This window comes from Achromobacter sp. UMC71, from assembly GCF_014170305.1.
Classification (GTDB): domain Bacteria; phylum Pseudomonadota; class Gammaproteobacteria; order Burkholderiales; family Burkholderiaceae_B; genus Achromobacter.
Map to the genome: position 1 here is coordinate 126464 of NZ_LZZT01000037.1, position 21544 is coordinate 148007.

A 21544-nucleotide genomic window follows, 5' to 3' on the forward strand; every position below is an offset into this window, starting at 1 on the left:
CGACAGCTTCGCCGTAAACGTGGCCATGCGGCCGGCGGTGGCTTGCGTACCCGGATCAGCGGCTCTTTGCGATCACGCCGGTCATGTATTCGTTCAGATCGCGAAAGTCCTTCACCGTCCAGGCGTGCGGCGGGACTTTCACATTGTTCTCGCGCAGCGTCTTGGGAATCAGGTCGCCGTTGGGGCGCAGGATGACCGACGACACGATCACGCCCGGATAATCGATCAGCCGCTTCTTGAAGGCGGAGGTGGTCAGGTCAGGCGTGGGTGGATTGCTTTTCCTGGCCAAGGGGCCGGTTCCCTTGATGTCCGCGCCGTGGCACATGGCGCAGCGCTGCTGGAAGAGATGCTTGCCGTTGAGGTTTTCCGCCAAGGAGGGCGCGGCGTGGCTTGCCGCCAGCAATCCCAGCGCGGTGATGAACAGCGTTCTTGTTTTCATCTTGCAGATGGCCCTGTTGTGTCGCGCAAGTCCGGATTGAGGGAGGACGCCCCGGAGAAGGGGCGCCAATTTACCACTCAATTGCGCCGCCCGCCTTGACTGAACGCGAGACAGCTCAGACGGCCAGGACGCCGTCCGTCATGCGCGGCAGACCCAGCGGGTTGGCCCGCTTGATACCGTCGGGCAGCAGCGCGTCGGGCAGGTCCTGGTAGCAGACCGGGCGCAGGAAGCGGCGGATGGCGGTGGCGCCAACCGAGGTCGATGCGGGGTTGGACGTGGCCGGGAAGGGGCCGCCGTGGACCATGGCGTGGCTGACTTCGACGCCGGTGGGGTAGCCGTTGGCCAGGATGCGGCCGGCCTTGCGTTCCAGCACGGGCAACAGGCTACGCGCCATATCGGTGTCGGCGTCGTCAACGAATAGCGTGGCGGTCAACTGGCCTTCCAGATGCTCGGCAACGTCGCGCATTTCGGCTGCGTCGCGGCAGGCGACGACCAGCGACGCGGGGCCGAAAACTTCGGCCTCCAATTCGGGCGAAGCCAGGAAGCGGGCGGCATCGGTGCCGAAGACGGCGGGGCCGGCGGCATTGGCGGCGGGTTTGGAGGCTTCGCCGCGGCCCAGCGTGGCGACGCTGGCGTGGCCGGCCAGGGCCTGCTCGCCCTGCGTGTAGGCCGAGAAGATGCCGGGAGTCAGCATGGTGGCCGCGCCCTTGGCCTGCACCGCCTGGGCGGCGGCCTGGCGGAAGCGTTCCAGCGCCGGGCCTTCGATGCCGATGACCAGCCCGGGGTTGGTGCAGAACTGGCCCACGCCCATGACCAGCGAGTCGACAAAGCCCTTCGCGATGGCTTCGGCGCGCGCTTCCAGGGCGGCGGGCAGGAGAAACACGGGGTTGATGCTGGACATCTCGGCGTAGACGGGAATCGGCACGGGGCGGGCGTTGGCGGCCGCGACCAGGGCCAGGCCGCCGCGGCGCGAGCCGGTGAAGCCGACGGCCTTGATGGCCGGGTGAGTGGCCAGCGCGGTGCCGATTTCGTTGCCGGCGCCGAACAGCAGCGAGAATGTGCCTTCCGGCAGGCCATGCTTGGCCACGGCCTGCTGGATCACGCGGCCGACCATTTCCGAGGTGCCTGGGTGAGCGTTGTGCGCCTTGACGATGACCGGGCAACCGGCGGCGAGCGCCGATGCGGTGTCGCCGCCGGCAACGGAGAACGCCAGCGGGAAGTTGCTGGCGCCGAACACGGCCACGGGGCCGAGCGGCACGTTGGCCAGGCGCAGGTCGGCGCGTGGCAGCGGTTGGCGCTCGGGCTGGGCGGGGTCGACGGTGGCATCCAGGAAATAGCCGTCGCGCACCACGCGGGCGAACAGGCGCAACTGGCCGACGGTGCGGCCGCGTTCGCCTTGCAGGCGGGCCAGGGGCAGGCCGGTTTCCAGATGAGTGCGTTCGATCAGCGCGTCGCCAAGCTGCAGGATGCCGTCGGCGATGCTTTCCAGGAACTGGGCGCGGGTTTCCAAGGGCGCGGCGCGGTAGGGGTCGAAGGCGGCCTGGGCCAGGTCTGCGGCGCGCGCCACGTCCTGGGCGGTGCCGGCGGGAAAGCCCGGCTCCAGGGGGTGGCCATTGGCGGGATTGATCGCGCGTTGCGGGGCGCCGGAGCCCTTGACGGCGCTGGCGCCGATCAACATGTTGCCGGTCAAAGTCATGCGTGATTCTCCGAATGAAAACGCCCCCGATGCGGGGGCGGGCAGGCGTTGCTGCAAGGCGGGCTTATTGAGGCCCAAGCTTGCGGATCAGGGCGTCGAGCGCTTCGAGTTCGGCGGGCAGCAGGTCGGTCAGCGGCGCGCGGACCGGGCCGGCGTCGTGGCCGACCAGCTTGGCGCCGGCCTTGACGATGCTGACGGCGTAGCCGGCGCAGCGGTTGCGGATTTCCAGATAGGGCAGGAAGAACTCGTCGAGCAGGCGGTTGGTGGTGTCGTGGTCATGCGCGGCGACGGCGCGATAGAAGTCCATCGCGGTCTTGGGCACGAAGTTGAAGACGGCCGACGAATACACCGGCACGCCCAGCGCCTTGTAGGCGGCGGCATAGACCTCGGCCGTGGGCAGGCCGCCCAGGTACGAGAAGCGGTCGCCCATTTTGCGGCGGATGCGCACCATGGCTTCGATGTCGCCGATACCGTCCTTGAAGCCGACCAAGTTGGGGCAGCGGTCGGCCAGCACGGCCAGGCTGTCGGCCGACAGGCGCGATTGGGCGCGGTTGTAGACGATGACGCCGATCTTGACCGATTTGCAGACCTGTTCGACGTGATCGAGGATGCCTTGTTGCGAGGCCTCGGTCAGGTAGTGCGGCAAGAGCAGCACGCCCTTGGCGCCCAGGCGTTCGGCTTCCTGCGCATAGGCGATGGCCACGCGGGTGGGGCCGCCCGCGCCGGCCAGGATCGGCACCTTGCCTGCGCAGGTGTTGACGGCGGTGCGGATGACGTCGGCGTACTCGGTAGGGGCCAAGGAGAAGAACTCGCCGGTGCCGCCTGCCGCGAACAGGGCGGTGGCGCCGTAGGGCGCCAGCCATTCCAGGCGCTGGGCGTAGGTCTTGGCGTTGAAGTCGCCATTCCGGTCGAAATCGGTGACGGGGAAGGAGAGTAGGCCTTCCGAGACGATTTCCTTGAGTTCCTGCGGCGTGGTCATGGGCGGGGGTTCCTGTGAGGCTGGCGACGCGGCGGCGGGTGGTTTGCCGAGTTCGTCGTGATGAATAGGTATGTCATCGTACAACATGATTTTTTTGGCTTCAAGGCGAATTTCCCTATGACGGGCAAGACCAACCTGGGGAAATCCGCAATTCTTCGAAGTAATCGACAGCAGCTATTCTGTTAGTTGTACGATAACGTACCGGAAGCCGAGGTAGCCGGTGCCGACAACAATCAGGAGACCCGAATGCAGCTCGCGGCAGGCCAAGCGCCCGTGCTTATCCAGATCCATCCCCAGGACAACGTTGCCATCGTGGCCAACGACGGCGGTTTGCCGGCGGGCACCGCGTTGCCGGACGGCCTGACGCTGGCCGAGGCGGTGCCTCAGGGGCACAAGGTGGCGCTGCGGGACCTGGCGCAGGGCGACGCGGTGCGGCGCTACAACGTAGTGGTGGGCTATGCGGCACAGGCCTTGCCGCGCGGCAGTTGGGTCAACGAACGCGTCACCACCATGCCCGCCGCGCGCACGCTGCAGGACCTGCCGGTGGGCACGCGCCGGATCGCGCCGCTGCCGCCACTGGAAGGCTATACGTTCCAGGGTTACCGTAATGCCGACGGCACGGTAGGCACGCGCAATATCCTGGCCATCAGCACCACGGTGCAGTGCGTGCAGGGCGTGGTGGAACATGCGGTGGCGCGCATCCGGCGCGAGTTGCTGCCGCGCTACCCCAATGTGGACCAGGTGGTGGGGCTGGAACACACCTACGGCTGCGGCGTGGCGATCGACGCGCCGGGCGCGGCGATTCCGGTGCGCACGCTGCACAACATTGCCCGCAATCCGAATTTCGGCGGCGCCACGATGGTGGTCAGCCTGGGCTGCGAAAAGCTGCAGCCCGAACGCCTGCTGGCGCCCGGCGCGATTCCGATCCGGGCGGGCCAGGGCATGGCGGGCGAAGGCGACGTGGACACCATCGTGCTGCAGGACGACGAGCACGTGGGTTTTGAATCCATGATCGACAACATCATGCGCACCGCCGAACGGCACCTGGAAAAACTGAACCAGCGCCGCCGCGAAACCTGTTCGGCGTCCGAGCTGGTGGTGGGCGTGCAGTGCGGCGGCAGCGATGCGTTTTCGGGGGTGACGGCGAACCCGGCCGTGGGCTTTGCGGCCGACCTGTTGGTGCGCGCGGGCGCCACCGTGATGTTCTCGGAAAACACCGAAGTGCGCGACGGCATCGACCAGCTGACCGCGCGCGCGGCCACGCCGGAAGTGGCGGACGCGCTGGTGCGCGAGATGGCCTGGTACGACGATTACCTGCAACGCGGCCACGCCGACCGCAGCGCCAACACCAGCCCGGGCAATAAGAAGGGCGGCCTGTCCAACATTGTCGAAAAGGCGATGGGCTCGATCGTGAAATCCGGTTCGTCCAATATCGACGGCGTGCTGTCGCCGGGCGACCGGCTGACGCGCAAGGGCCTGATCTTCGCGGCCACGCCGGCCAGCGATTTCATCTGCGGCACGCTGCAACTGGCCGCGGGCATGAACCTGCACATATTCACCACCGGCCGCGGCACGCCCTATGGGCTGGCGCAGGTGCCGGTGATCAAGGTCGCCACGCGCAGCGACCTGGCGCGGCGCTGGCACGACCTGATGGACGTGGACGCCGGCCGCATCGCCACGGGCCAGGCCAGCATCGAAGACGTGGGCTGGGAACTGTTCCGCCTGATGCTGGACGTGGCCAGCGGCCGCCGCCAGACCTGTGCGGAAAAACTCAAGCTGCACAACGCGCTGGCGCTGTTCAACCCGGGGCCGGTGACGTGATGCGTCAACCCAGCGGCTCGCGCTCAGCCCGGTTCTTGGTGAACCGGCTCGCTTTCAGCGGGGTCGCCCGCAGGCCACCCTGATACCACCCGGCACCGGCCCGATGAGGCCCGGGCCTTTATCTACAACGACAACGGAGACAACATGGATTCAAACAGAAGGCATCTGCTGGCCGGCGCTGCCGCGCTCGGCCTGGCACGGATCACGCCCGCCTGGGCTCAGGCCGACGCCTGGCCCACGCGGCCGGTGCGCATCGTGGTGCCATACCCGCCCGGCGGCTCGTCGGACATCATCGCTCGGGTCATCGCCCCGCGGTTGGCCGAGGCCCTGAAACAGACCGTTGTGGTGGAGAACAAGCCGGGCGCGAACGGCAACCTGGGCGCGGGCATCGTGGTGCAATCGGCGCAAGAGGGCCACACCGTGCTGCTGTGCGACGTGGGCGCGCTGGCGATCAGCCCGTCGGTCTACACCAAGCTGTCGTTCGATCCATCCAAGGACCTGCGATCGGTCGGCATGCTGGCGTATTCGCCGCATGTGCTGGCCGTGCATCCGGACGTGCCGGCCAAGACCGTGCCCGAGCTGGTGGCGCTGTCCAAGAAGCAGCGCCTGAACTTTGCGGTAACCGCCATCGGCAGCGCGCCGCATCTGGCCGCGGTGGCCGTGCAGCAGGCGACCGGCGCGCAGTGGGAATACGTGCCGTACAAGGGCGGTTCGCAGGCGGTGACCGACACCATCGGCGGGCAGACACAAGTCATCATGAACGGTCTGCTGGCAACGCTGCCGCACATCAAGGGCGGCAAGCTGCGCGCGATTGCGATTTCCAAGAAAGAACGCATGCAGCTGGTGGCCGACATTCCGACCATTTCCGAGCAGGGCGTGGCCGGCTTTGAATCCGGTACCTGGCAGGGCGTGATGGCGCCGGTGACGGCCACGGACAAGACCGCGAATCTGTTGGCCACGCTGATGGGCCAGATCGTCAACCAACCGGACGTGAAGTCGCAACTGAACGAGCAGGGCGCCGAGATCGTGGTGCGCAATCCGGCGGAATTGGCGCAATTTTTCAGCAGCGAGCGGGCGCGCTGGGCCAAGGTGGTGGCCAGCGCGGATATCAGGTTGGATTAGGCACTGCCACCAGGCTTCGCAGAAAAAAATGGACCGCGCCGCGCCTGGCAAGGCGCTGCGCGGTCCATGGTTCTTTCTTGTTTGCCGGGGGTCAGTCCGCGGCGGGCTTGTCCGCAGGGGTTGCCGCAGGTGTTTCCACCGGAGCGGCGGCCTGCACCGGCTTGGCGGCGCCGTCGGCCACGGGCGCGGGGTGAGCCTGGACCGGCTGGACGCTGGCCTCGGCGGCGGCGGCCTCAGCCGCCGCGCCGGCAGTCGATGCTGCGGCAGCCGGTGCTGCGGCTGCCGTAGCATCGGCTTGCGGCTTGGCCTTGTTGGCGTTGCCCTTGCCGCGGGCGGCGGCGCCCTTGGCATGACGGCGCGAGGCCATACGCTTGGCGTGCTGCGCTTCGTTGGCGGTGACGGCGCCGGCAGGTTCGCCGTTCAGGTCGACGCGCGGGGCGGCTTCGACCATGCTGTCCCAGTAGCGGCGGCCATCGCACCAGGTCTTGACGGCCACCTTGATTTCATCGGCGGTCAGCTGCAAGGCCTTGGCGTGCTGCTGCAGGTCTTCCAGCACGCCCAGCTTGAGCGGCACCTTGGCGGCCGGTTTCTTGGGGAAGGCCTTGGGGAACTGGCGTTGCAGCCGCGAAATGGCGATCAGGACCGGGTCGACGTCGGTCTCGCGTTTTTCACGCGGCGCCTGACGCTGGCCAGCCTGCTGCCCGTCGCGCTGTCCTTCACGCTTGCCGTTCCGGTTGCCGCCGCGCTTTTCATCGCGCTTGCCGTCGCCTTTGGCGGCGGCGGGGCGCGCAGGTTTGGGGGAAGCCGTTACTTCGGGATCCTGCTTGAAAAGCAGTCCTCGGATGGCGGCGAGCTGTTCTAGACCCATAGTGTGTGCTGCACGTTCTGATGTTGAAAGCAGGGAGCATAACAGTTGTTACCCGTCAGATTGAAGTTGCGGGGGCCCCAACGGGCGTCGTAAGCTCCTTGGCACCATGCATCTGCCCCCGTCTGTTACGTTTATGCGCCACGCCGCCCCCCGCCGGCGCGGGGTGGCGTGGCTGACGGCGGTGCTGCTGGTTTTTCAATCCCTGGTGGCGTCGGCGGCCTTGGTCGCCGCGCCCGCAATCGGCGGGCAGGGCGCCGCCGTCGTCCTGTGCACGGCCAGCGGGCCGCGCATGCTGGTGCTGGATGCGGTGCCGGCCGGGTCGTCCACCCATGGGCATGGCGGATGGGATACGGCGGGCGGCACGCTGCCGCACTGCTGCGCGTCGACGTGCGCCATGCTGGGCGGGGCTTGCCCGCCCGCGCCGGCCAGCCTGGCCTGGCGCTTGCCCGCGCGGGGACCGGCGCTGCCCGCGCCCGTGCGGGAAGCGACGCCGCTGTGGCGCAACGCGCCGGATTGGCGGCCCCAGCAATCACGCGCACCGCCGCTCGCGGCCTGATCGTTTCATCACGATTCGTGCCCGCGACCCGCGGTTCAATTCCCTTACGCGTGACCTAATGCGCGGCTTTGCGCCGCCATTTCATCAGGAGTGCCACTATGTTCAAGCCCGTTCTCATCGCCGCCGCCACGCTGGCCCTGGCCCCGCAGTTCGCCTGGGCCCACGCCCATCTGAAGCAGGCCACGCCCGCGGACAAAGCCGTGGTGGCCGCCCCGGCCTCGGTGACGGCCAGTTTTTCCGAAGGATTGGAGCCCGCGTTTTCGTCCCTGACCTTGCTGGACGCCGCGGGCAAGCCGGCGGCGACGGCCAAGGCCGCGCCCGCGCCGGGCGACGATAAGACGCTGGTGCTGCCGGTGCCCAAGGACCTGCCGGCCGGCGCCTACACGGTGAAGTGGCAGGCCTTGTCCAAGGACGGCCACAAGACCGACGGCGCATGGACCTTCACGGTCAAGCCTTGAGATGAGCCTGCTGTTCGCCGCGTTCGCGCTGTGCCGCGCGGTGAGCGCGGCGGCGATGGCGCTGCTGTTCGGAACCGCGGCGATGCTGGCCCTGGCCGGGTCGCCGCGCCTGGCGCTGGAAGCGGAAACCGCCTTGCGGCACACCCTGCGCGGCGCGGCCGCGATCGGGCTGGTGGCCACGCTGTGCCTGCTGCCGCTGCAGACCGTCAGCATCGCGGGTGACTGGGGCGCGCTGGGCAATGGCGACATGCTGGGCACGGTGGCGCTGCAAACCCGCTACGGCCAGGCGTGGATGCCGCGTGTGCTGGGCGCGATGCTGGCGCTGGCGGTGGTGGTGGCCGTGCCACCCGGCCGCCCCTGGGTGCTGGCCGGGGTGGCGGCGCTGGCCCTGGCGCCTTTGAGTTTCAGCGGCCATGCGGCCATGCACGAGGGCGGGCTGGGCGTAGCGCACGCGCTCAATGATTACCTGCATGGCCTGTCCGCGGCCTTCTGGCTGGGGTCATTGCCGGTGTTCCTGCTGTGGCTGGCGGCGTGGCGGCTTCCAGGCAGGCGCGCCGAGGCGACGCGCGCGCTGCTGCGCTTTTCCACCTGGGGGCACGTCGCCGTGGCGATGCTGCTGTTGACGGGTATCGGCAATGCGCTCTTGATCCTGGGCGCCGGCAGCGTGGACCCCGGCTCGGACTATCAACGCCTGCTGGCCGTGAAGATCGCGCTGGCGCTGGTCATGACCGGCCTGGCGGTCGTGAACCGCTACCGCTGGATTCCGCGCATCGGCACGCAGCGGGCGGATGCCTTGCAGGCCATTCACCGCAATACGATCGTGGAGCTGGTCCTGGGAGCAGCGGTGCTGACGGCCGTGGGTTTTCTGGGACTAATGTCGCCGTTGTAGGACGCAGCGGGACGTCGCAGGGCTGCCGCCCTGCGGCTTGCCGCCGCGCGCTATCCGGCCAGCACCAGCAGCACGGCCAGCGCCAGCAAGATCGCAAAGGCGGCCAGCGCGAACGGCAGCAACTGCGCATAGACCGCGCGCTCCTGTCCCCGGCCATGGGCCAGGCCTGCGGCAATGGACATGCGTATCGGCGAGAAAAACCCCATCGAGGTGCCGGACACGTGCAGCAGCGCGGCGGCGGCGGGCACGCTCAGCCCGGCATGCAGCGCCAGCGACAGCTGCGACGGCATGAACAGGCTGTTCGGGGCATTACCGCTGTTGGCCAGGATGCCGAAGGCGCCGGCCATGAGCGGCGTCATCAGCAAGGTCCAGTCCTGCATGGTGCGGAACAGACCGTCGGCGAAGGCCTGCGAGATGCCGGCGCCGGCCAGCACTTCGGCCATCATCGCGAACAGGAACACCGACATCACCGCGTGTTTTCCGGTGGTCCAGGCGTGGCGCGCGTTGGTGCCCAGCAGCCCGGGCTGGCGACGCACGGCTGCCATCAGCAGCGCGCCGCCGATGAGCCAACTGCCGGCGTGCAGGAACGGGGTCCAGCTCGGCAGGTCGGGGTAGGGGCTGAAACGGGCCAGGCCCGCCAGGCCCTGGTTCAGACTGGGCGCAAGGCGGGTCGCGACCAGGCAGGCGATGAGCAGAATGTAGGGTAGCGCGCCGCGCGCGGCGTCTTGCATCTGGACCCGGCCGGGGCGGCGATCCAGCACGAAACGCAGCACGATCAGCGGGCCGTAGGCGGCCAGCAGCGCGGTTTCCGGGCCGAGCAGGGCCGTGGCAGCGGTCAGCAGCGCCAGGCTGGCCAGCATCCAGAGCGCTTCGCGTCCGCGCTCGGCGGCCGGGGCGGGCAGACCTGCCCGGCGCGCGGTGAACCAGAACAGCGTCATCCAGACAATCATCAACAGGGCCACCGGCACCATGCCGTACAAGGCCAGTTGCGCCGGCGGCACGCGAGCATAGGCCGAGGCCAGCAGCGTGCCGCTGCCCATGGCGCCCCAGGGAATCAGCGTCTGGCTGAGCAGGGCGAACACCATCAGTTCACGCGGCTTGAAGCCGAGCGGCCGGATCAGCAGCACCGTGCCCAGCATGCCGACGCCAAAACCGGTGGCCGCCTCGGCGAACGGGCCGACCAGGAAGCAGGCGAAGAACAGCAGGCGGCGGCGTGTCGGCAGATCGGCGGCCGGCATGGCGTCTGCGCGGTGCGCCGACGTGGCGCGGGATGCCATTTGCCAAAACAGCAGGCCGCCCAGGATATAAGGCGTGATGATGCCGCCGATCCACAGCCCACGCGCCAGCGCATGGCCCAGTTGGCCTGCGCCGAAAGCGCCCGGGGCTGCGAACAGCGCCACGGGCCCGGCGGCCAGCAGCCCCAGCACGGCGGCCAGGGTGGTATTGAAGCGGCCGCTCGCGATGGCGCCGATGACGATCAGCGCAGGCAGGGACCACAGCAGGTACGTCATGGGAAGGCCCGGACAGGAAAAGCGGAGGGGAGCGCCGACGCGCGTTCGCGGCCAGGCGTTGCTCGCGGCCCGCCCATCATCGGGCGCAAGCCGTGGCGAAACCACGCAGGATCTGTCGGGCGTGCGGGGTGGGCGCCAGGGCGGCGCGCAAGGCGGCGACGTCGTGGCCTTCGCCGGCAAAGACATCCTGGCGCCGGGCAAGGCAGGCATCCATGACGGCTGGCGTGAATTCGGGATGGAACTGCACCGACAGCGCTTGCGGGCCGTAGCGCAGGATCTGGTGCGGATCGTGCGCGGTGCCGGCCAGCACGACCGCCGGCGCGGGCGGTTGCAGCACACTTTGTTCGTGGGTCAGGTTAGCGGCAAAGCGGTCGGGCAGACCGGTCAACAGGGGATCGTCCGCCGAGGCCGGTACGCGTTGTACGGTGTGCAGTCCGATTTCGCGGCCTTGCGGGTGGTAGCCGACCACGCCGCCAAAGGCATGGGCCATCAACTGGTGGCCGTAGCAGATGCCCAGTAGCGGCAATTGCGCTCGGAGCGCATCGCGCAGCCATTGCGCGGTGCGCTCGCTCCACGGTTCGCGATCGGTGACCATGGCCCACGACCCCGTCAGCACGGCGCCGCGCAGGCGGGCGGGGTCGGGCAGGGCATCGCTGTCGGCGGGATACACGACCGTCAACGGCACGTCGATGCCGGCCAGCGCGGCCGTGACCCAGTCGGCCTGTTCGCCATGCGTGGCGCGCAGGTCTTCGGGCGGACGGCCCATTTGCAGGATGGCCAGGGGTCTGTCGGTCATGGCGGTGGCGAGATCGGTGACGGCGGCCCGGGCGGGCCGAGCGCCATGATGAACCGGCCGCGCGCATTCATCAATATGAAAAACAGCCTATCTGCTATGAGCGGCGTTGATATCGCCACTACCCACACCCGCCCCGCACCGCGCGCCCACCGCCAGCTTGATCCTCGCCGCGTCAGACGGCGGCGTGGGCCTCTTGCGGGAGCGGCTGGGCCGTCGTCCGTCCTTGCACTCGATGCGCCGGCCGCGTCAGCCCCAGGTTCTGGCGCAGCGTATTGCCTTCATATTCCGTGCGAAACAGCCCGCGTCGACGCAATTCGGGCAGCGCCAGTTCAATGAAGTCGTCAAGCCCGCCCGGCAGCCATGGCGACATAATGTTGAAGCCGTCGGCGCCATCTTCCTCGAACCATTGCTGCAACTGATCCGCCACGCTTTGCGGCGTGCCGACCACCTGTTGGTGGCCGCGGGCCCCGGCGATGCGCAGGTACAGCTGGCGGATCGTCAGGCCGTCGCGGCGAGCCAGGTCGATCAACAGTTGCTGGCGGCTCTTGCCGCCGTTGGTTTCGGGGATCTCGGGCAGCGGCCCGTCCACCGGGTAGCGCGACAGGTCGAAGCCGCCGATCATATTGGACAGCAGTTGCACGCCGACCACGGGGTGGATCAGGTCTTGCAGGCGGGCGAACTTCGCTTCGGCTTCGGCCTGGGTGCGGCCGATGACGGGGAAGATGCCGGGCATGACCTTGATGCCGTCGGGATCGCGGCCGTAGGCCGTGGCGCGGCCCTTGATGTCGCGATAGAAGGCCTGGGCCTCGTCGAAGGTCTGGTGCGCTACGAAGATCACCTCGGCGGTGCGCGCGGCCAGGTCGCGGCCAGCGGGCGACGCGCCGGCCTGCACCACCACCGGCCGGCCTTGCGGCGAGCGCGACACGTTCAGCGGCCCGCGCACCGAGAAATGCTCGCCGCGGTGGTTCAGCGGATGCAGCTTTTCCGGATCGAAATACTGGCCGCTGGCCTTGTCGCGCAGAAAGGCGTCGTCTTCCCAGCTGTCCCACAGGCCCAGCACCACGTCGTGGAACTCGGCGGCGCGGGCGTAGCGGCGGGCGTGTTCGACGTGTTCATCCAGGTTGAAATTCTGCGCCTCGCCCTGGCCGCTGGAGGTGACCAGGTTCCAGCCCGAGCGGCCGCCGCTGATGTGGTCCAGCGACGCGAACTTGCGCGCCACGTGATAGGGCTCGTTGTAGGTGGTGGAGACGGTGGCGATCAGGCCGATCTTCTCGGTGACGGCGGCCAGCGCGGACAGCAGCGTCAGGGGCTCGAAATGGTCGCTGCGGGCCGTGCGCGACAGCGACGGCAGGTCGGTATTGCGCACGCCGACCGAGTCGGCCAGGAACACCGCGTCGAACTTGGCGGCCTCGGCGCGGCGGGCCAGGTCGGCGTAATGGCGGAAATTGACGGGTGCGTCGGCCTGCGCATCGGGGTGGCGCCAGGCGGCGATGTGATGGCCGGTCTGCATCAGGAAGGCGCCGAGCTTGATCTGGCGGGAAGGGCGGGACATGGGGGGCAGGCTCCAAGAGGATGGGAAAGGCGATCCGCGGGCAGGGACATCCGAGGATCGCGGGCGATGCCGATGGCAAGGCAGATGAGGGCGCCGGCGCTACCAGGCCATGCGCAGCGACGCCAGGGAAGGCAGGGCGGGGACGCCGCTGCCGGCATCCGCGCCCAGCGGCGGGCTGGCATCGGCGGGCGCGCCGTCGGGCTCCAGGAAATCGGACAGCACGTCGTCGCGCAGCCGGATGAAGCGCGGGTCGCTGCGGTTGCGGGCGTGCGGCAGCGGCACGTCCACAATGCGGCGGATGCGCCCCGGGCGCGGCTGCATGATCACCACCCGGTCGCCCAGGTAGACGGCTTCTTCCACGTCGTGGGTCACCAGGATCATGGTGATGCGTTCTTTCTGCCAGATGCGCTGCAGTTCGGTCTGCAGGCGGGCGCGGGTCAGCGCGTCCAGCGCGCCAAAGGGCTCGTCGAGCAGCAGCACGCGCGGCCGGTTGACCAGGCCGCGGGCGATGGCCACGCGTTGTGCCATGCCGCCCGAGATCTGGTGCGGATACGACTGCTCGAAGCCTTCCAGTCCGACCAGGGCGATGTGCTCGGCCACGCGGTCGCGTTTCTCGGCGGCAGGCAGGTCGGCGTTGCGCAGCCCCACGCCGATGTTCTGCGCCACGTTCAGCCACGGGAACAGGCGATGGTCCTGGAACACGATGCCGCGTTCCGGGCTGGTGCCGCGCACGGGCTGGCCGCCCAGGGTGATGGCGCCTTCGTAGGCGTCGTCCAGCCCCAGGATCAGGCGCAGCAGGGTGGACTTGCCGCAGCCGCTGGCGCCCACGATGGACACGAATTGGCCGGCGGGAATGACCAGGTCCACGCCCGTCAGCACTTGCAGCACGCCGCCCTCGGCCTGGGCGCTGGGATAACGCTTGCCGACGGATTGCAGTTCCAGGTCCAGCGAATTGTCTTGAGCCATGCTTGAGGGTTCCTGCGGTTATTGGTCCTGGCCGCGCAAGCGCGCAAGCCGGCGTTCGGCCAGGCGGGCCAGGGCATTCATGAGCCAGCCCACCAGGCCCACCACGAACATGCCGAAGATCACCAGGTCCATCTGGAAATGTTCGCTGCCTTCGATCAGCAGGTTGCCGATGCCGACGCCCGCCACCAGCAGGTATTCGGCGCCGATGGTGGCCAGCCAGGAATAGATCAGCGCCAGGTAGACGCCGGTGAAGATGGCCGGCGCGGCGGATGGCAGCACGACCTGGCTGAAGGTCTGCCAGCGGGTGTACTGGTAGACCCGAGCTACTTCCAGCAGCTTGGGCGGCGCGTTGCGCACGCCGTCGCAGGTGTTGACCACCACCGGCACCAGCGCGGCCAGCGACAGGAACACCACCTTGGCGGTGTCGCCCAGGCCGAACCACACCGAGATCAGCGGAATCCAGGCGAACAGAGAGATCTGCTTGAAGGTGTTGAAGCTGGGGCCGACCAGACGGTTGAACGTGGGCGACAGGCCCAGCAGCACGCCCAGCGCCAGGCCCGATACCGTGCCGATGGCAAAGCCGGTCAGCTCGCGGCCCAGGCTGGCGCCCAGGGCGCGCCACAGCTTGCCGCCCGCAACCTGGTCGATGGCGGTGGCCAGCACTTTCTCGGGCGACACCAGCAGCGCGGAATTGACCAGGTCGGCGCGCGACAGCAGCCACCATAGGGCAATGGCCGCCACCGGCAGCACCAGCCCGCGCCAGCGGCCCGCGCCGCGCACGGCCAGGGGTTGGGAGACGGCCAGCTCGGCGGCGTCGCGCGAGGCCGCGGGGGTGAAGGATGCGGTCATGGGCGGGCCTCCGTGGCGACCCGGCGGGCTGCGCGCCGGCCATGGATCAGGCGGGTTTCAGCCCAGTCCAGCAAGCGGTCGATGGCGTAGCCGATGGCGCCCACCACGATGACCGCGGCCATCACCAGGTCCAGCTGGAACAATTGGCGGCCGTAGACGATCAGGTAGCCCAGGCCTTCGCTGGACGCCACCAGTTCCACCACCACCAGCGACAGCCAGGCCTTGGTAAAGCCCAGGCGCAGCCCGGTGAACAGGGTGGGCAGGGCCAGCGGCAGCACGATTTCCAGCACTTCCTGGCGCCGGCTGTAGCCGTACACCTGGCCCACTTCGCGCAGCGCCGGGCTGGCCTGGCGAAAGCCTTGCAAAGTGTTCAGCGTGACCGGCACCAGCGCGGCCTTGGCAATCAGGATGTACTTCAGGGGTTCGCCGATGCCGACGATCAGCAGCACGAAGGGCAGCCAGGCCAGCACCGGGATCTGCACCAGCGCGTTGAAGGTCGGCAGCACATAGGCTTCCAGCCGTCGCGACAGCCCCATGGCGGTGCCCAGCAGCAGGCCGAGCAGGCTGCCCAGCGCGAAGCCGACGAGCACGCGTTGCAGGCTGGCGCGGGTGTTCAGCCACAGGTCGCCGCTGGTGGCCAGGTCGCGCAGGGTGTCCCAGACGTAGGCGGGCGGGGGCAGCACCTGGGGCGAGATCCAGCCCTGGCTGGCGCCGGTCTGCCACAGCACGATCAGCGTCAGGGGCAGCAGCCAGGGCGCGGCGGTGCTGGCGGCCTGGCGGGCCCAGGTCGGCCAGGTGGCTGGGCCCAGCGGCGTGGCGCCCGAGAGGGTGGATGGGGACATGGCGGCGTCCCGAGTCAACGTGCCGCGGCCGCGGCCGCAGGCGAGGCGGCGGAAGCAATCGCCGGCGCACCGTTTGCCGGGGCATTGCTGGCCGCAGGCGGACTCGACACCGGCTTGCCGGCCGCCGGAGCGCCGGCCGCCGGATCGCCGGCCGCATCAAATGCCGTCCAATACTGCTCCAGCCCCTGCGCCTTCAGCGCGTTCTGCAAGTAACGCGGCTCGAACCAGCCATCCAGCGAGACTTCCCGGCGGATCAGTTTGAGCTTGACCGCGTCGGCCACCACCGCCTTGTAGCGGGCGATGATGAAATCGTCGATCAGGGGCGAATTGCGCGAGGCCAGGTCCTGCTTGTCGAACTCGGCCGCCCAAGAGGCATAGGGCACACCGCTCTTTTCCCAGATCTTGAACAGCGCGTCGCGGTTCTTTTCATCGGATGACCACTGCGCGGCGCGCACGAACACGTCGACCAGCTTCTGCACCTGGGCGGGGTTCTCGCGTTCGAAGTCCTCGCGCACCAGCAGCGAGGCCTGGCGGGTATAGGCTGGGTCCTGCCCCTGGGTGCTGTAGATGACCTTGGCCAGGCCCTGGTCGCGCACCTTGAACCACTCGTAGCCGCCAAAGGCCGCGTCCACGCCGTTGGACACCAGCGCGGCCTGGGCGCTGCCCGCGTCCAGGTTCACGCCCTTGATGTCGCGCTCGGCCAGGCCATGGGCCGCCAGCACGTTGATCGCCACCAGGTGGCCGTTGGTGCCACGGAAGATCGAAACCTTGCGGTCCTTGAGGTCTTCGATGGATTTCAGCGGCGAGTTGGGCGGGGCCACCAGGTACAGGTTGTTGCGCGCGCCGCTGACCAGCAACAGCTTGGTCTTCAGGCCGTTGGCGCGGCCCACCACCTGGGGCAGGTCGCCCTGGTAGGCGAAGTCGATCTGCTTGTTGGACAACGCTTCATTGACCGCCGGGCCGGCGCCCTTGAAGAACAGCCATTCGACCTTGACGCCGTCGGCGGCGAAGGCCTGCTCCAGCCATTGGTTCACGCGCACCACGCCGCCGGGCGAACCGCCCCAGGTGATCGGATCGCCGCCGCCCGCGGTGGCCACGCCGACGCGGATGACGTCGGCCGCCTGCGCGGCGCCGCCGAATGCCGCGCCGACGGCCAGGGCCAGCGCCGCGACGCCCTTGGCCAGGTTGAACAATTTCAAGCGTATCAATGACTTCATGGGGAGGCTCTTGTCGGGAATGGAATCAGGCGGCGCGGGCGGCGGGGCGGGCCAGCTTGCGTTCGATGGCGGTGCCGCGGAAGAAATCGGGATTGGCCTCGGTATAGAAGCGATAGGGGTTGCCGAACACCAGCGCCTTGAAATCCTGCGCGCTGATCACGCCTTGCTCGACCAGGTCCCAGCTTTCGGCCAGGGGTTCGGTCAGGTCCGGCACGTCCCAGTGGCCGATGTCCGAGGACCAGATGGCATTGATCTTGGCGCCCAAGGGGTTGACCTTGTCGTTGAAGGCCGCGGCCACCGTGCGGTCGTCGGCCTCCGAGCCGAAATAGAAGCTGTCGACCCAGCGGGTGCGGATGTCTTCGGGCGACTCAATGCCGGCGGCGGCAAAGTCGTCCAGCTCGTCGGGATGCGGATCGCGGCTGTGCGGCAGCGCCGAGATGCCCAGACTGTCGCGCAGCAGCTGCTGCGGGTCGATGTCGCGGCCGCGGATGAAGTCGGCGCCGTAGCGCTGGAACAGCTCGTGCAGCAACGCCACGTCGGCGTGCGCGGGGTTGTAGTTCTGCACCGCGTGGCGGTTGCGCTTTTCCCAGCGGTCCACCAGATGGGTGTAGACGTGCGAGCCCCAGTCGGCGCCGCCTTCCAGCAGCGCCACGCGCAGGGCCGGGAAGCGCCGCGTCACCCCGCCGAAGAACAGCGCCTTGGCAAAGGCCTGCGAGCCATCGGCGAAGTGGCCGATGTGGTTGAACATGTAGTTGCTGATCGAATGCCGTCCGGTCCAGCCCTGGCTGCCGTAGTGCGTCGTCACGGGCACGCCCAGCTCGACCACCTTGGCCCAGAACGGGTCGTAGTCGTATTCGCTGTCGATGCCGTAGAAGTCGATGTAGCTGGCGTGCTTGGCCACTTCAGGGTGCTCGGCTGCCGGATACTTGTCGGCCACCGCCTTGATCGGGCGCTTCACGCCGCCGGCGATGTTGATGACTTTCAGCCCCAGCGTCTTGACCGCGAATTCCAGTTCCTCGATGCCTTCCTGCGGCGTGTGCAGCGGAATGCCGGCCACCGGGGTCAGGCGGTCGCTGTACTTGCGGTACTGGTCGGCGTGGAAGTGGTTGATGGCGCGGTGCAGCGGCTGGCGCAATTCGTTGCCCGCGGCCAGGGGCGCCAGCACGTCATTGGGAAACAGCACGGAGTAATCCGCGCCTTGCTCGGCCAGCCGCTCGTTCAGCAGCTCGGGCAGGGTGTAGGTGGCCAGGTCCAGCGTGTTGCGCGTCACCCGGGCCCACCAGGGCGCGCGCAGGGTGCGGTTGTGCTGGCGTTCGGCGGGCGTCTGCTGGTACCAGTCCTTGCCGCCGCTCTTGGTCGAAAAGCGCGAGCCCAGCGACTTGCGCAGCACGTCCACCAGCTTGCCGCCGCCGTAGTGCTGCACATAGTCTTCCAGCACCGGCGCGTAGTCGTTGACATGCACGTCGGTGTCGATCACGGGGTAGTCCAACGTCGCCTTGACGGCGGCGGATCGTGACGCTTGGCTCGGTTTCAATGGCTGGTTCATGCGGGCGCTCTCCGTGGATCATGTGCGGGTCCGCCAGGAAATGTTCCTGGCTGTCGGCACACATTACGGCAGGCGCGGGCAACGCCAAACGACGCTTTTGTTCTTTATTTGTGCGGCATTTTCAAATAACCGAATGGCCCCGCCGCGCGGCAGGCAGGCCGCGCGGCGGGGCCGGAAGGAGGCGGCGCGGGTCTGGCCGTTACTGCTGCCGGGCGGTCAGCACGTGGCGCAGCACATGGGTGGCCGCGGCCACCGGCACCGACATATGGGTTTCCTCAGGCAGTTCCACATAGACGGTGGCCAGCCCCTGCGGGGCCAGCGCCTGGTCCAGGCGCCGGGCCAGCGAACGGGCCTCGTGCACCGTTTGCGCGGTTTCGGCGCCGCCGGCCATCAGCAACAACCGGCTGCGCCGCAGGTCGGTCTTGCCCGCCTGGGCCTGCCGCACAAAGGCGCTTTCTCGGTCAAGCAGGTAATGGTCCTGCCACCACAGCGAGGGGCTGATGGACACGACCTGGTTGAACAGGTCCGGGCGCGTGTACAGCACGTTCAGCGCATACATGCCGCCAAAGGAATGGCCGGCCAGCGTCAGGCGGCGCGCGTCCACGGGATAGCGGCGGGCGATCTCGGGCAGCAGGGTGTCCTCCAGGAAAGCCAGCAGGGCCTGTTCGCCGCCCAGCGGCGGCGGGTAGCCATTGACGCGGGGCAGCGGCTTGCCGGCGGGTTCCGGCGGCGAAAAGTCGTAGGAGCGCCGCAGGAAGTCAAAGGGCAGGTCGGTGGGGTAGCCCACCGCTACCACGATGGCGCTGCCGGCCAGGTCCTGTTGCAGGCGCACGGCGTCGTAGTAGGCGCCGAACACCGCGTTGCCGTCCAGCAGGTAGATGACCGGATGCTTGCCGTTGGCCGGGGGCTTGCCGCGGGGCTCGACCACCTGAATGCGGTAGGGCCGGTCGGGCTGGCCGGGCGGGTGCAGGTTGAACTGGACCGTGCCGGGCAGCACGGCGCGCGCGTCCTGGGGGGCCTGCACGGCAGGCGTGGGCGCCGGCGGTTGCGCCCAGGCGCTGGCGGTCCCGGCCAGCGCCAGCAACGCCGCCGCGAGGGTCTGGCGCGCGCTCACCATTTGTAGCGTACCTGGCCGACGATCTGGCGGCCCTGGCCCAGGTAGCAATAGCCAGCGCTGCACGTCTGCACCTGCTTGTTGGCCAGGTTCTGCACGCTGATGCTGGCCTGCCAGCCCTTGAGCGCCGGATGCGCGTAGCCGGGCTCGTAGCTCAACGAGACGTCGAACAAGGTCGCGGCCGGGTTGCGCATCACGTTGAGCGAATCGCCGTAGCTGGCGCCGATGTAGCGCGCCCCGGCGCCCAGGCCGACCCCGGCCAGCGGGCCTTGCGGCAGCCGGTAGTCCAGCCACAGGCTGGCCATGTGCCGCGGTTGGTACGAGGGCACCTTGCCCACCTCGGCGGGGTTGTTGCTCTTGATGACTTTGCCCAGGTTGTAGCTGTAGCTGGCGATCAGTTGCAGGCCGCGGTCCAGTTCGGCCAGGCCTTCCAGTTCGATGCCGGTGGAACGCAGCGTGCCGGCCAGTTGCGAGTACGGCGTAGCGGGCACGGCGCGGGCGGCGTCCTTTTCCTCGATGCGGTAGGCGGCCAGGGTCAAATAGCTGTGCGAGCCATTGGGCTGGTACTTGATGCCTGCTTCGATCTGCGAGCCGCGGGTGGGGCCGAGCACGTTGCCGTCCCTGTCCAGCGCGGTATTGGGCGTGAACGAGGTGGAATAGTTGGCATAGGGCGCCAGGCCGTTGTCGGCCAGGTACAGGGCGCCTGCCTGCCAGGTGAAGGCCTTGTCGGTCTTGGCCTGGGCCGGCGCAGGGGTCAGCAGGTTGCGGTGGTCCTGCTTGGCGATGTCGTAGCGGCCGCCCAGGGTCAGGCGCCAGCCGCCCAGCTTGACCTGGTCGGACAGGTACATGCCGTATTGCGAGTTGCGCTGCAGCACCGATACCGAGTTCATGGGCGGCGTGGGGCCGGGCACGTAGCCGTACTGGGGATTGTCCAGGTCCAGCGAGGGATAGCCGGACGCCAGGTAGCCCACGCCCTGGTCCCACTTGAGCCATTGGTAGTCAAAGCCGGCCAGCAGGCTGTGCGCGGCCCCGCCGGTGTCGAAACGGAAGGTCGCGTTGTTGTCCACCGCCAGGGTCTCGACCTTGCTTTCCACGCCCCAGGCGCTGCGCCTCAGCAGACGGGTGCCGGGCTCCAGCGCGCCGCCGCTCAGGTAGCGCGCGTCCAGCGAGATATGGCCGTAGCGCAACTGCTGCTTGAGCGTCACGTCCCGGCCCAGCCGGTGTTCCAGCTCGTAGCCCGCCTGGTACTGGGTCTGGCGCTGGTGGTCGTAGCGCGGATCGCTGACGCGGATGCGCGTCACCTTGCCGTTTTCGACGTAATTGCCGACGTTGGCGTCGGTCTCGTCCTTCAGGTACTGGCCCAGCAGGGTCAGCGTGGTGTCCTCGCCCAGGCGGAACTTGAAGGACGGCGCGAACAGGTCGCGCTCGTCGGCGATCATGCGGTCGGTGTCGCCGCGGCGCAGCAGGCCGGTGACGCGGAATTGCGCCGAGCCCGATTCGTTCATATCGTCGCCGATGTCGAACGCGGCCTGCTTGCGGTCGTGCGTGGCGCCCATCAACACGATTTCGCGGACCGGGTCCGGGCCCGGCCGCTTCGAGATCCGGTTGACCACGCCGCCCGGCGTGCCCTGGCCGTACAGCACCGACATGGGGCCCTTGACGATGTCGATGCGTTCCAGCGCATAGGGCTCGGTGCGGAAATAGGCATAGGATCCCGGCGTCTGGCGCAGGCCGTCCAGGTAGTCGCCGGTGGTGTTCACCGGAAAGCCGCGGATTGTGATCTGGTCAAAGCGCGGGTCAAAGCCCGCGCTACCCGTGCCCACACCCGCGGCATAGCGCACGGCCTCGGGCATGGACGTGACGCCGCGCGCATCCATCTGCGCTCGCGTCACCACGCTGACCGAGCGCGAAGTTTCCATCAGGGAGGCGTCGGTCTTGCCGGCGCTGCTGCTGGTCTGCGCCACGAAGCCGTCGGCGCCGGCGGATGCGCCCAGCACCGCGATCGGCGCCAGCGTGGCCGGCCCGCTGGCCTGCGGCTCCAGCACATACTGGCCGTCGGCCGTGTGCGCGGCCGCCAAGCCCGTGCCGGCCAGGAGCGCCGCCAGGGCTTCCTGCACCGTGTAGCGGCCGGACAGGCCGGGGCTGGACTTGCCTTGGGTCAGCGGCATGGCGCCGCTGAGCGGAATGCCGGCGGCCTGGCCGAAGGCGTTCAGCGCCTGGGTCAGCGGGCCGGCGGGAATCTGGTAGGCGCGGCGGCCGTCGGCGGTAGCGGGTTGGGCCTGGCCCTCGGCCTGCCCTTGGGCCACGGCGGGCAGGGCGGGCA

Annotated in this window: 19 protein-coding genes; 5 read left to right on the forward strand and 14 right to left on the reverse strand. The window is 68.7% G+C overall.

Annotated features, from left to right (window positions below; genetic code table 11):
• Nucleotides 1-55: 55 nt before the first annotated feature.
• From A9974_RS18390 to kdgD, 3 genes are all read right to left on the reverse strand, one after another.
• Nucleotides 56-439, reverse strand: a complete 384-nt coding sequence (locus tag A9974_RS18390) for a cytochrome c (protein ID WP_183005600.1) — start codon at nt 437-439, stop codon at nt 56-58.
• Between the two features lie 115 nt (nt 440-554).
• The gene (locus A9974_RS18395) at nt 555-2135 is read right to left on the reverse strand and encodes an aldehyde dehydrogenase (NADP(+)) (RefSeq protein WP_183005601.1); all 1581 of its coding nucleotides are present in this window, start codon (nt 2133-2135) and stop codon (nt 555-557) included.
• Between the two features lie 64 nt (nt 2136-2199).
• The gene (gene kdgD / locus A9974_RS18400; RefSeq protein ID WP_183005602.1) at nt 2200-3114 is read right to left on the reverse strand and encodes a 5-dehydro-4-deoxyglucarate dehydratase; all 915 of its coding nucleotides are present in this window, start codon (nt 3112-3114) and stop codon (nt 2200-2202) included.
• Between the two features lie 246 nt (nt 3115-3360).
• On the opposite strand from kdgD, the gene garD reads away from it, so the two are divergent.
• Both garD and A9974_RS18410 read left to right on the forward strand, forming a co-directional pair.
• Nucleotides 3361-4935, forward strand: a complete 1575-nt coding sequence (garD, locus tag A9974_RS18405; protein ID WP_183005603.1) for a galactarate dehydratase — start codon at nt 3361-3363, stop codon at nt 4933-4935.
• A gap of 144 nt (nt 4936-5079) precedes the next feature.
• Nucleotides 5080-6057, forward strand: a complete 978-nt coding sequence (locus A9974_RS18410) for a tripartite tricarboxylate transporter substrate binding protein (protein ID WP_175220614.1) — start codon at nt 5080-5082, stop codon at nt 6055-6057.
• A 91-nt stretch (nt 6058-6148) separates the two neighbouring features.
• Here A9974_RS18410 and A9974_RS18415 read toward each other — a convergent pair whose 3' ends face one another.
• Nucleotides 6149-6925 carry a ProQ/FinO family protein gene (locus A9974_RS18415; protein WP_183005604.1) on the reverse strand — a complete coding sequence of 259 codons (777 nt, stop codon included), beginning with the start codon at nt 6923-6925 and terminating at the stop codon, nt 6149-6151.
• 133 nt (nt 6926-7058) lie between these two features.
• Here A9974_RS18415 and A9974_RS18420 point away from each other — a divergent pair, with 133 nt between their 5' ends.
• The 3 genes from A9974_RS18420 (at nt 7059) to copD (ending at nt 8828) form a co-directional block, all read left to right on the forward strand.
• Nucleotides 7059-7481 carry a DUF2946 family protein gene (locus A9974_RS18420; protein ID WP_183005605.1) on the forward strand — a complete coding sequence of 141 codons (423 nt, stop codon included), beginning with the start codon at nt 7059-7061 and terminating at the stop codon, nt 7479-7481.
• A 98-nt stretch (nt 7482-7579) separates the two neighbouring features.
• Nucleotides 7580-7939, forward strand: coding sequence for a copper homeostasis periplasmic binding protein CopC (copC, locus tag A9974_RS18425; RefSeq protein ID WP_183005606.1), 360 nt, complete (start codon nt 7580-7582; stop codon nt 7937-7939).
• Between the two features lies 1 nt (nt 7940).
• On the forward strand, nt 7941-8828 hold the full coding sequence (copD, locus tag A9974_RS18430; protein WP_183005607.1) for a copper homeostasis membrane protein CopD: 888 nt from the start codon (nt 7941-7943) through the stop codon (nt 8826-8828).
• A gap of 50 nt (nt 8829-8878) precedes the next feature.
• Here copD and A9974_RS18435 read toward each other — a convergent pair whose 3' ends face one another.
• The 10 genes from A9974_RS18435 to A9974_RS18480 all read right to left on the reverse strand — a co-directional run.
• A complete protein-coding gene (locus tag A9974_RS18435) occupies nt 8879-10339 on the reverse strand; it encodes a hypothetical protein (protein ID WP_183005608.1) in 1461 nt (486 codons plus the stop codon).
• Between the two features lie 76 nt (nt 10340-10415).
• Nucleotides 10416-11135, reverse strand: a complete 720-nt coding sequence (locus A9974_RS18440; RefSeq protein ID WP_183005609.1) for a glutamine amidotransferase — start codon at nt 11133-11135, stop codon at nt 10416-10418.
• Between the two features lie 172 nt (nt 11136-11307).
• Nucleotides 11308-12687, reverse strand: a complete 1380-nt coding sequence (locus A9974_RS18445) for an LLM class flavin-dependent oxidoreductase (protein WP_183005610.1) — start codon at nt 12685-12687, stop codon at nt 11308-11310.
• Between the two features lie 99 nt (nt 12688-12786).
• Nucleotides 12787-13653, reverse strand: coding sequence for an ABC transporter ATP-binding protein (locus tag A9974_RS18450; RefSeq protein ID WP_183005611.1), 867 nt, complete (start codon nt 13651-13653; stop codon nt 12787-12789).
• 18 nt (nt 13654-13671) lie between these two features.
• On the reverse strand, nt 13672-14502 hold the full coding sequence (locus tag A9974_RS18455; protein ID WP_255468226.1) for an ABC transporter permease: 831 nt from the start codon (nt 14500-14502) through the stop codon (nt 13672-13674).
• Nucleotides 14499-15344: an ABC transporter permease gene (locus A9974_RS18460; protein ID WP_220806015.1), complete on the reverse strand. Its 846-nt coding sequence runs from the start codon at nt 15342-15344 to the stop codon at nt 14499-14501. Before A9974_RS18460 ends, A9974_RS18455 begins: the two co-directional genes overlap by 4 nt.
• 14 nt (nt 15345-15358) lie before the next feature.
• Nucleotides 15359-16561 carry an ABC transporter substrate-binding protein gene (locus tag A9974_RS18465; RefSeq protein ID WP_255468227.1) on the reverse strand — a complete coding sequence of 401 codons (1203 nt, stop codon included), beginning with the start codon at nt 16559-16561 and terminating at the stop codon, nt 15359-15361.
• A 25-nt stretch (nt 16562-16586) separates the two neighbouring features.
• Nucleotides 16587-18107 (reverse strand): amidohydrolase family protein, encoded by a 1521-nt coding sequence (locus A9974_RS18470; RefSeq protein WP_183005612.1) that lies wholly within the window; start codon nt 18105-18107, stop codon nt 16587-16589.
• A gap of 199 nt (nt 18108-18306) precedes the next feature.
• Nucleotides 18307-19224, reverse strand: coding sequence for an alpha/beta hydrolase (locus A9974_RS18475; RefSeq protein WP_183005613.1), 918 nt, complete (start codon nt 19222-19224; stop codon nt 18307-18309).
• On the reverse strand, nt 19218-21544 hold a 2327-nt coding region (locus A9974_RS18480; RefSeq protein ID WP_183005614.1), incomplete at its 5' end, for a TonB-dependent siderophore receptor. The genes A9974_RS18480 and A9974_RS18475, both read right to left, overlap by 7 nt.

Coding starts and splice junctions, on each gene's coding strand:
- kdgD (WP_183005602.1), bottom strand. CDS start 3,114: ATGACCACGCCGCAGGAACTCAAGGAAATCGTCTCGGAAGGCCTACTC.
- A9974_RS18390 (WP_183005600.1), bottom strand. CDS start 439: ATGAAAACAAGAACGCTGTTCATCACCGCGCTGGGATTGCTGGCGGCA.
- copD (WP_183005607.1), top strand. CDS start 7,941: ATGAGCCTGCTGTTCGCCGCGTTCGCGCTGTGCCGCGCGGTGAGCGCG.
- A9974_RS18445 (WP_183005610.1), bottom strand. CDS start 12,687: ATGTCCCGCCCTTCCCGCCAGATCAAGCTCGGCGCCTTCCTGATGCAG.
- A9974_RS18460 (WP_220806015.1), bottom strand. CDS start 15,344: ATGTCCCCATCCACCCTCTCGGGCGCCACGCCGCTGGGCCCAGCCACC.
- A9974_RS18420 (WP_183005605.1), top strand. CDS start 7,059: ATGCGCCACGCCGCCCCCCGCCGGCGCGGGGTGGCGTGGCTGACGGCG.
- A9974_RS18455 (WP_255468226.1), bottom strand. CDS start 14,502: ATGACCGCATCCTTCACCCCCGCGGCCTCGCGCGACGCCGCCGAGCTG.
- A9974_RS18470 (WP_183005612.1), bottom strand. CDS start 18,107: ATGAACCAGCCATTGAAACCGAGCCAAGCGTCACGATCCGCCGCCGTC.
- A9974_RS18415 (WP_183005604.1), bottom strand. CDS start 6,925: ATGGGTCTAGAACAGCTCGCCGCCATCCGAGGACTGCTTTTCAAGCAG.
- A9974_RS18395 (WP_183005601.1), bottom strand. CDS start 2,135: ATGACTTTGACCGGCAACATGTTGATCGGCGCCAGCGCCGTCAAGGGC.
- A9974_RS18475 (WP_183005613.1), bottom strand. CDS start 19,224: ATGGTGAGCGCGCGCCAGACCCTCGCGGCGGCGTTGCTGGCGCTGGCC.
- A9974_RS18450 (WP_183005611.1), bottom strand. CDS start 13,653: ATGGCTCAAGACAATTCGCTGGACCTGGAACTGCAATCCGTCGGCAAG.
- A9974_RS18440 (WP_183005609.1), bottom strand. CDS start 11,135: ATGACCGACAGACCCCTGGCCATCCTGCAAATGGGCCGTCCGCCCGAA.
- copC (WP_183005606.1), top strand. CDS start 7,580: ATGTTCAAGCCCGTTCTCATCGCCGCCGCCACGCTGGCCCTGGCCCCG.
- A9974_RS18465 (WP_255468227.1), bottom strand. CDS start 16,561: ATGAAGTCATTGATACGCTTGAAATTGTTCAACCTGGCCAAGGGCGTC.
- A9974_RS18410 (WP_175220614.1), top strand. CDS start 5,080: ATGGATTCAAACAGAAGGCATCTGCTGGCCGGCGCTGCCGCGCTCGGC.
- garD (WP_183005603.1), top strand. CDS start 3,361: ATGCAGCTCGCGGCAGGCCAAGCGCCCGTGCTTATCCAGATCCATCCC.
- A9974_RS18435 (WP_183005608.1), bottom strand. CDS start 10,339: ATGACGTACCTGCTGTGGTCCCTGCCTGCGCTGATCGTCATCGGCGCC.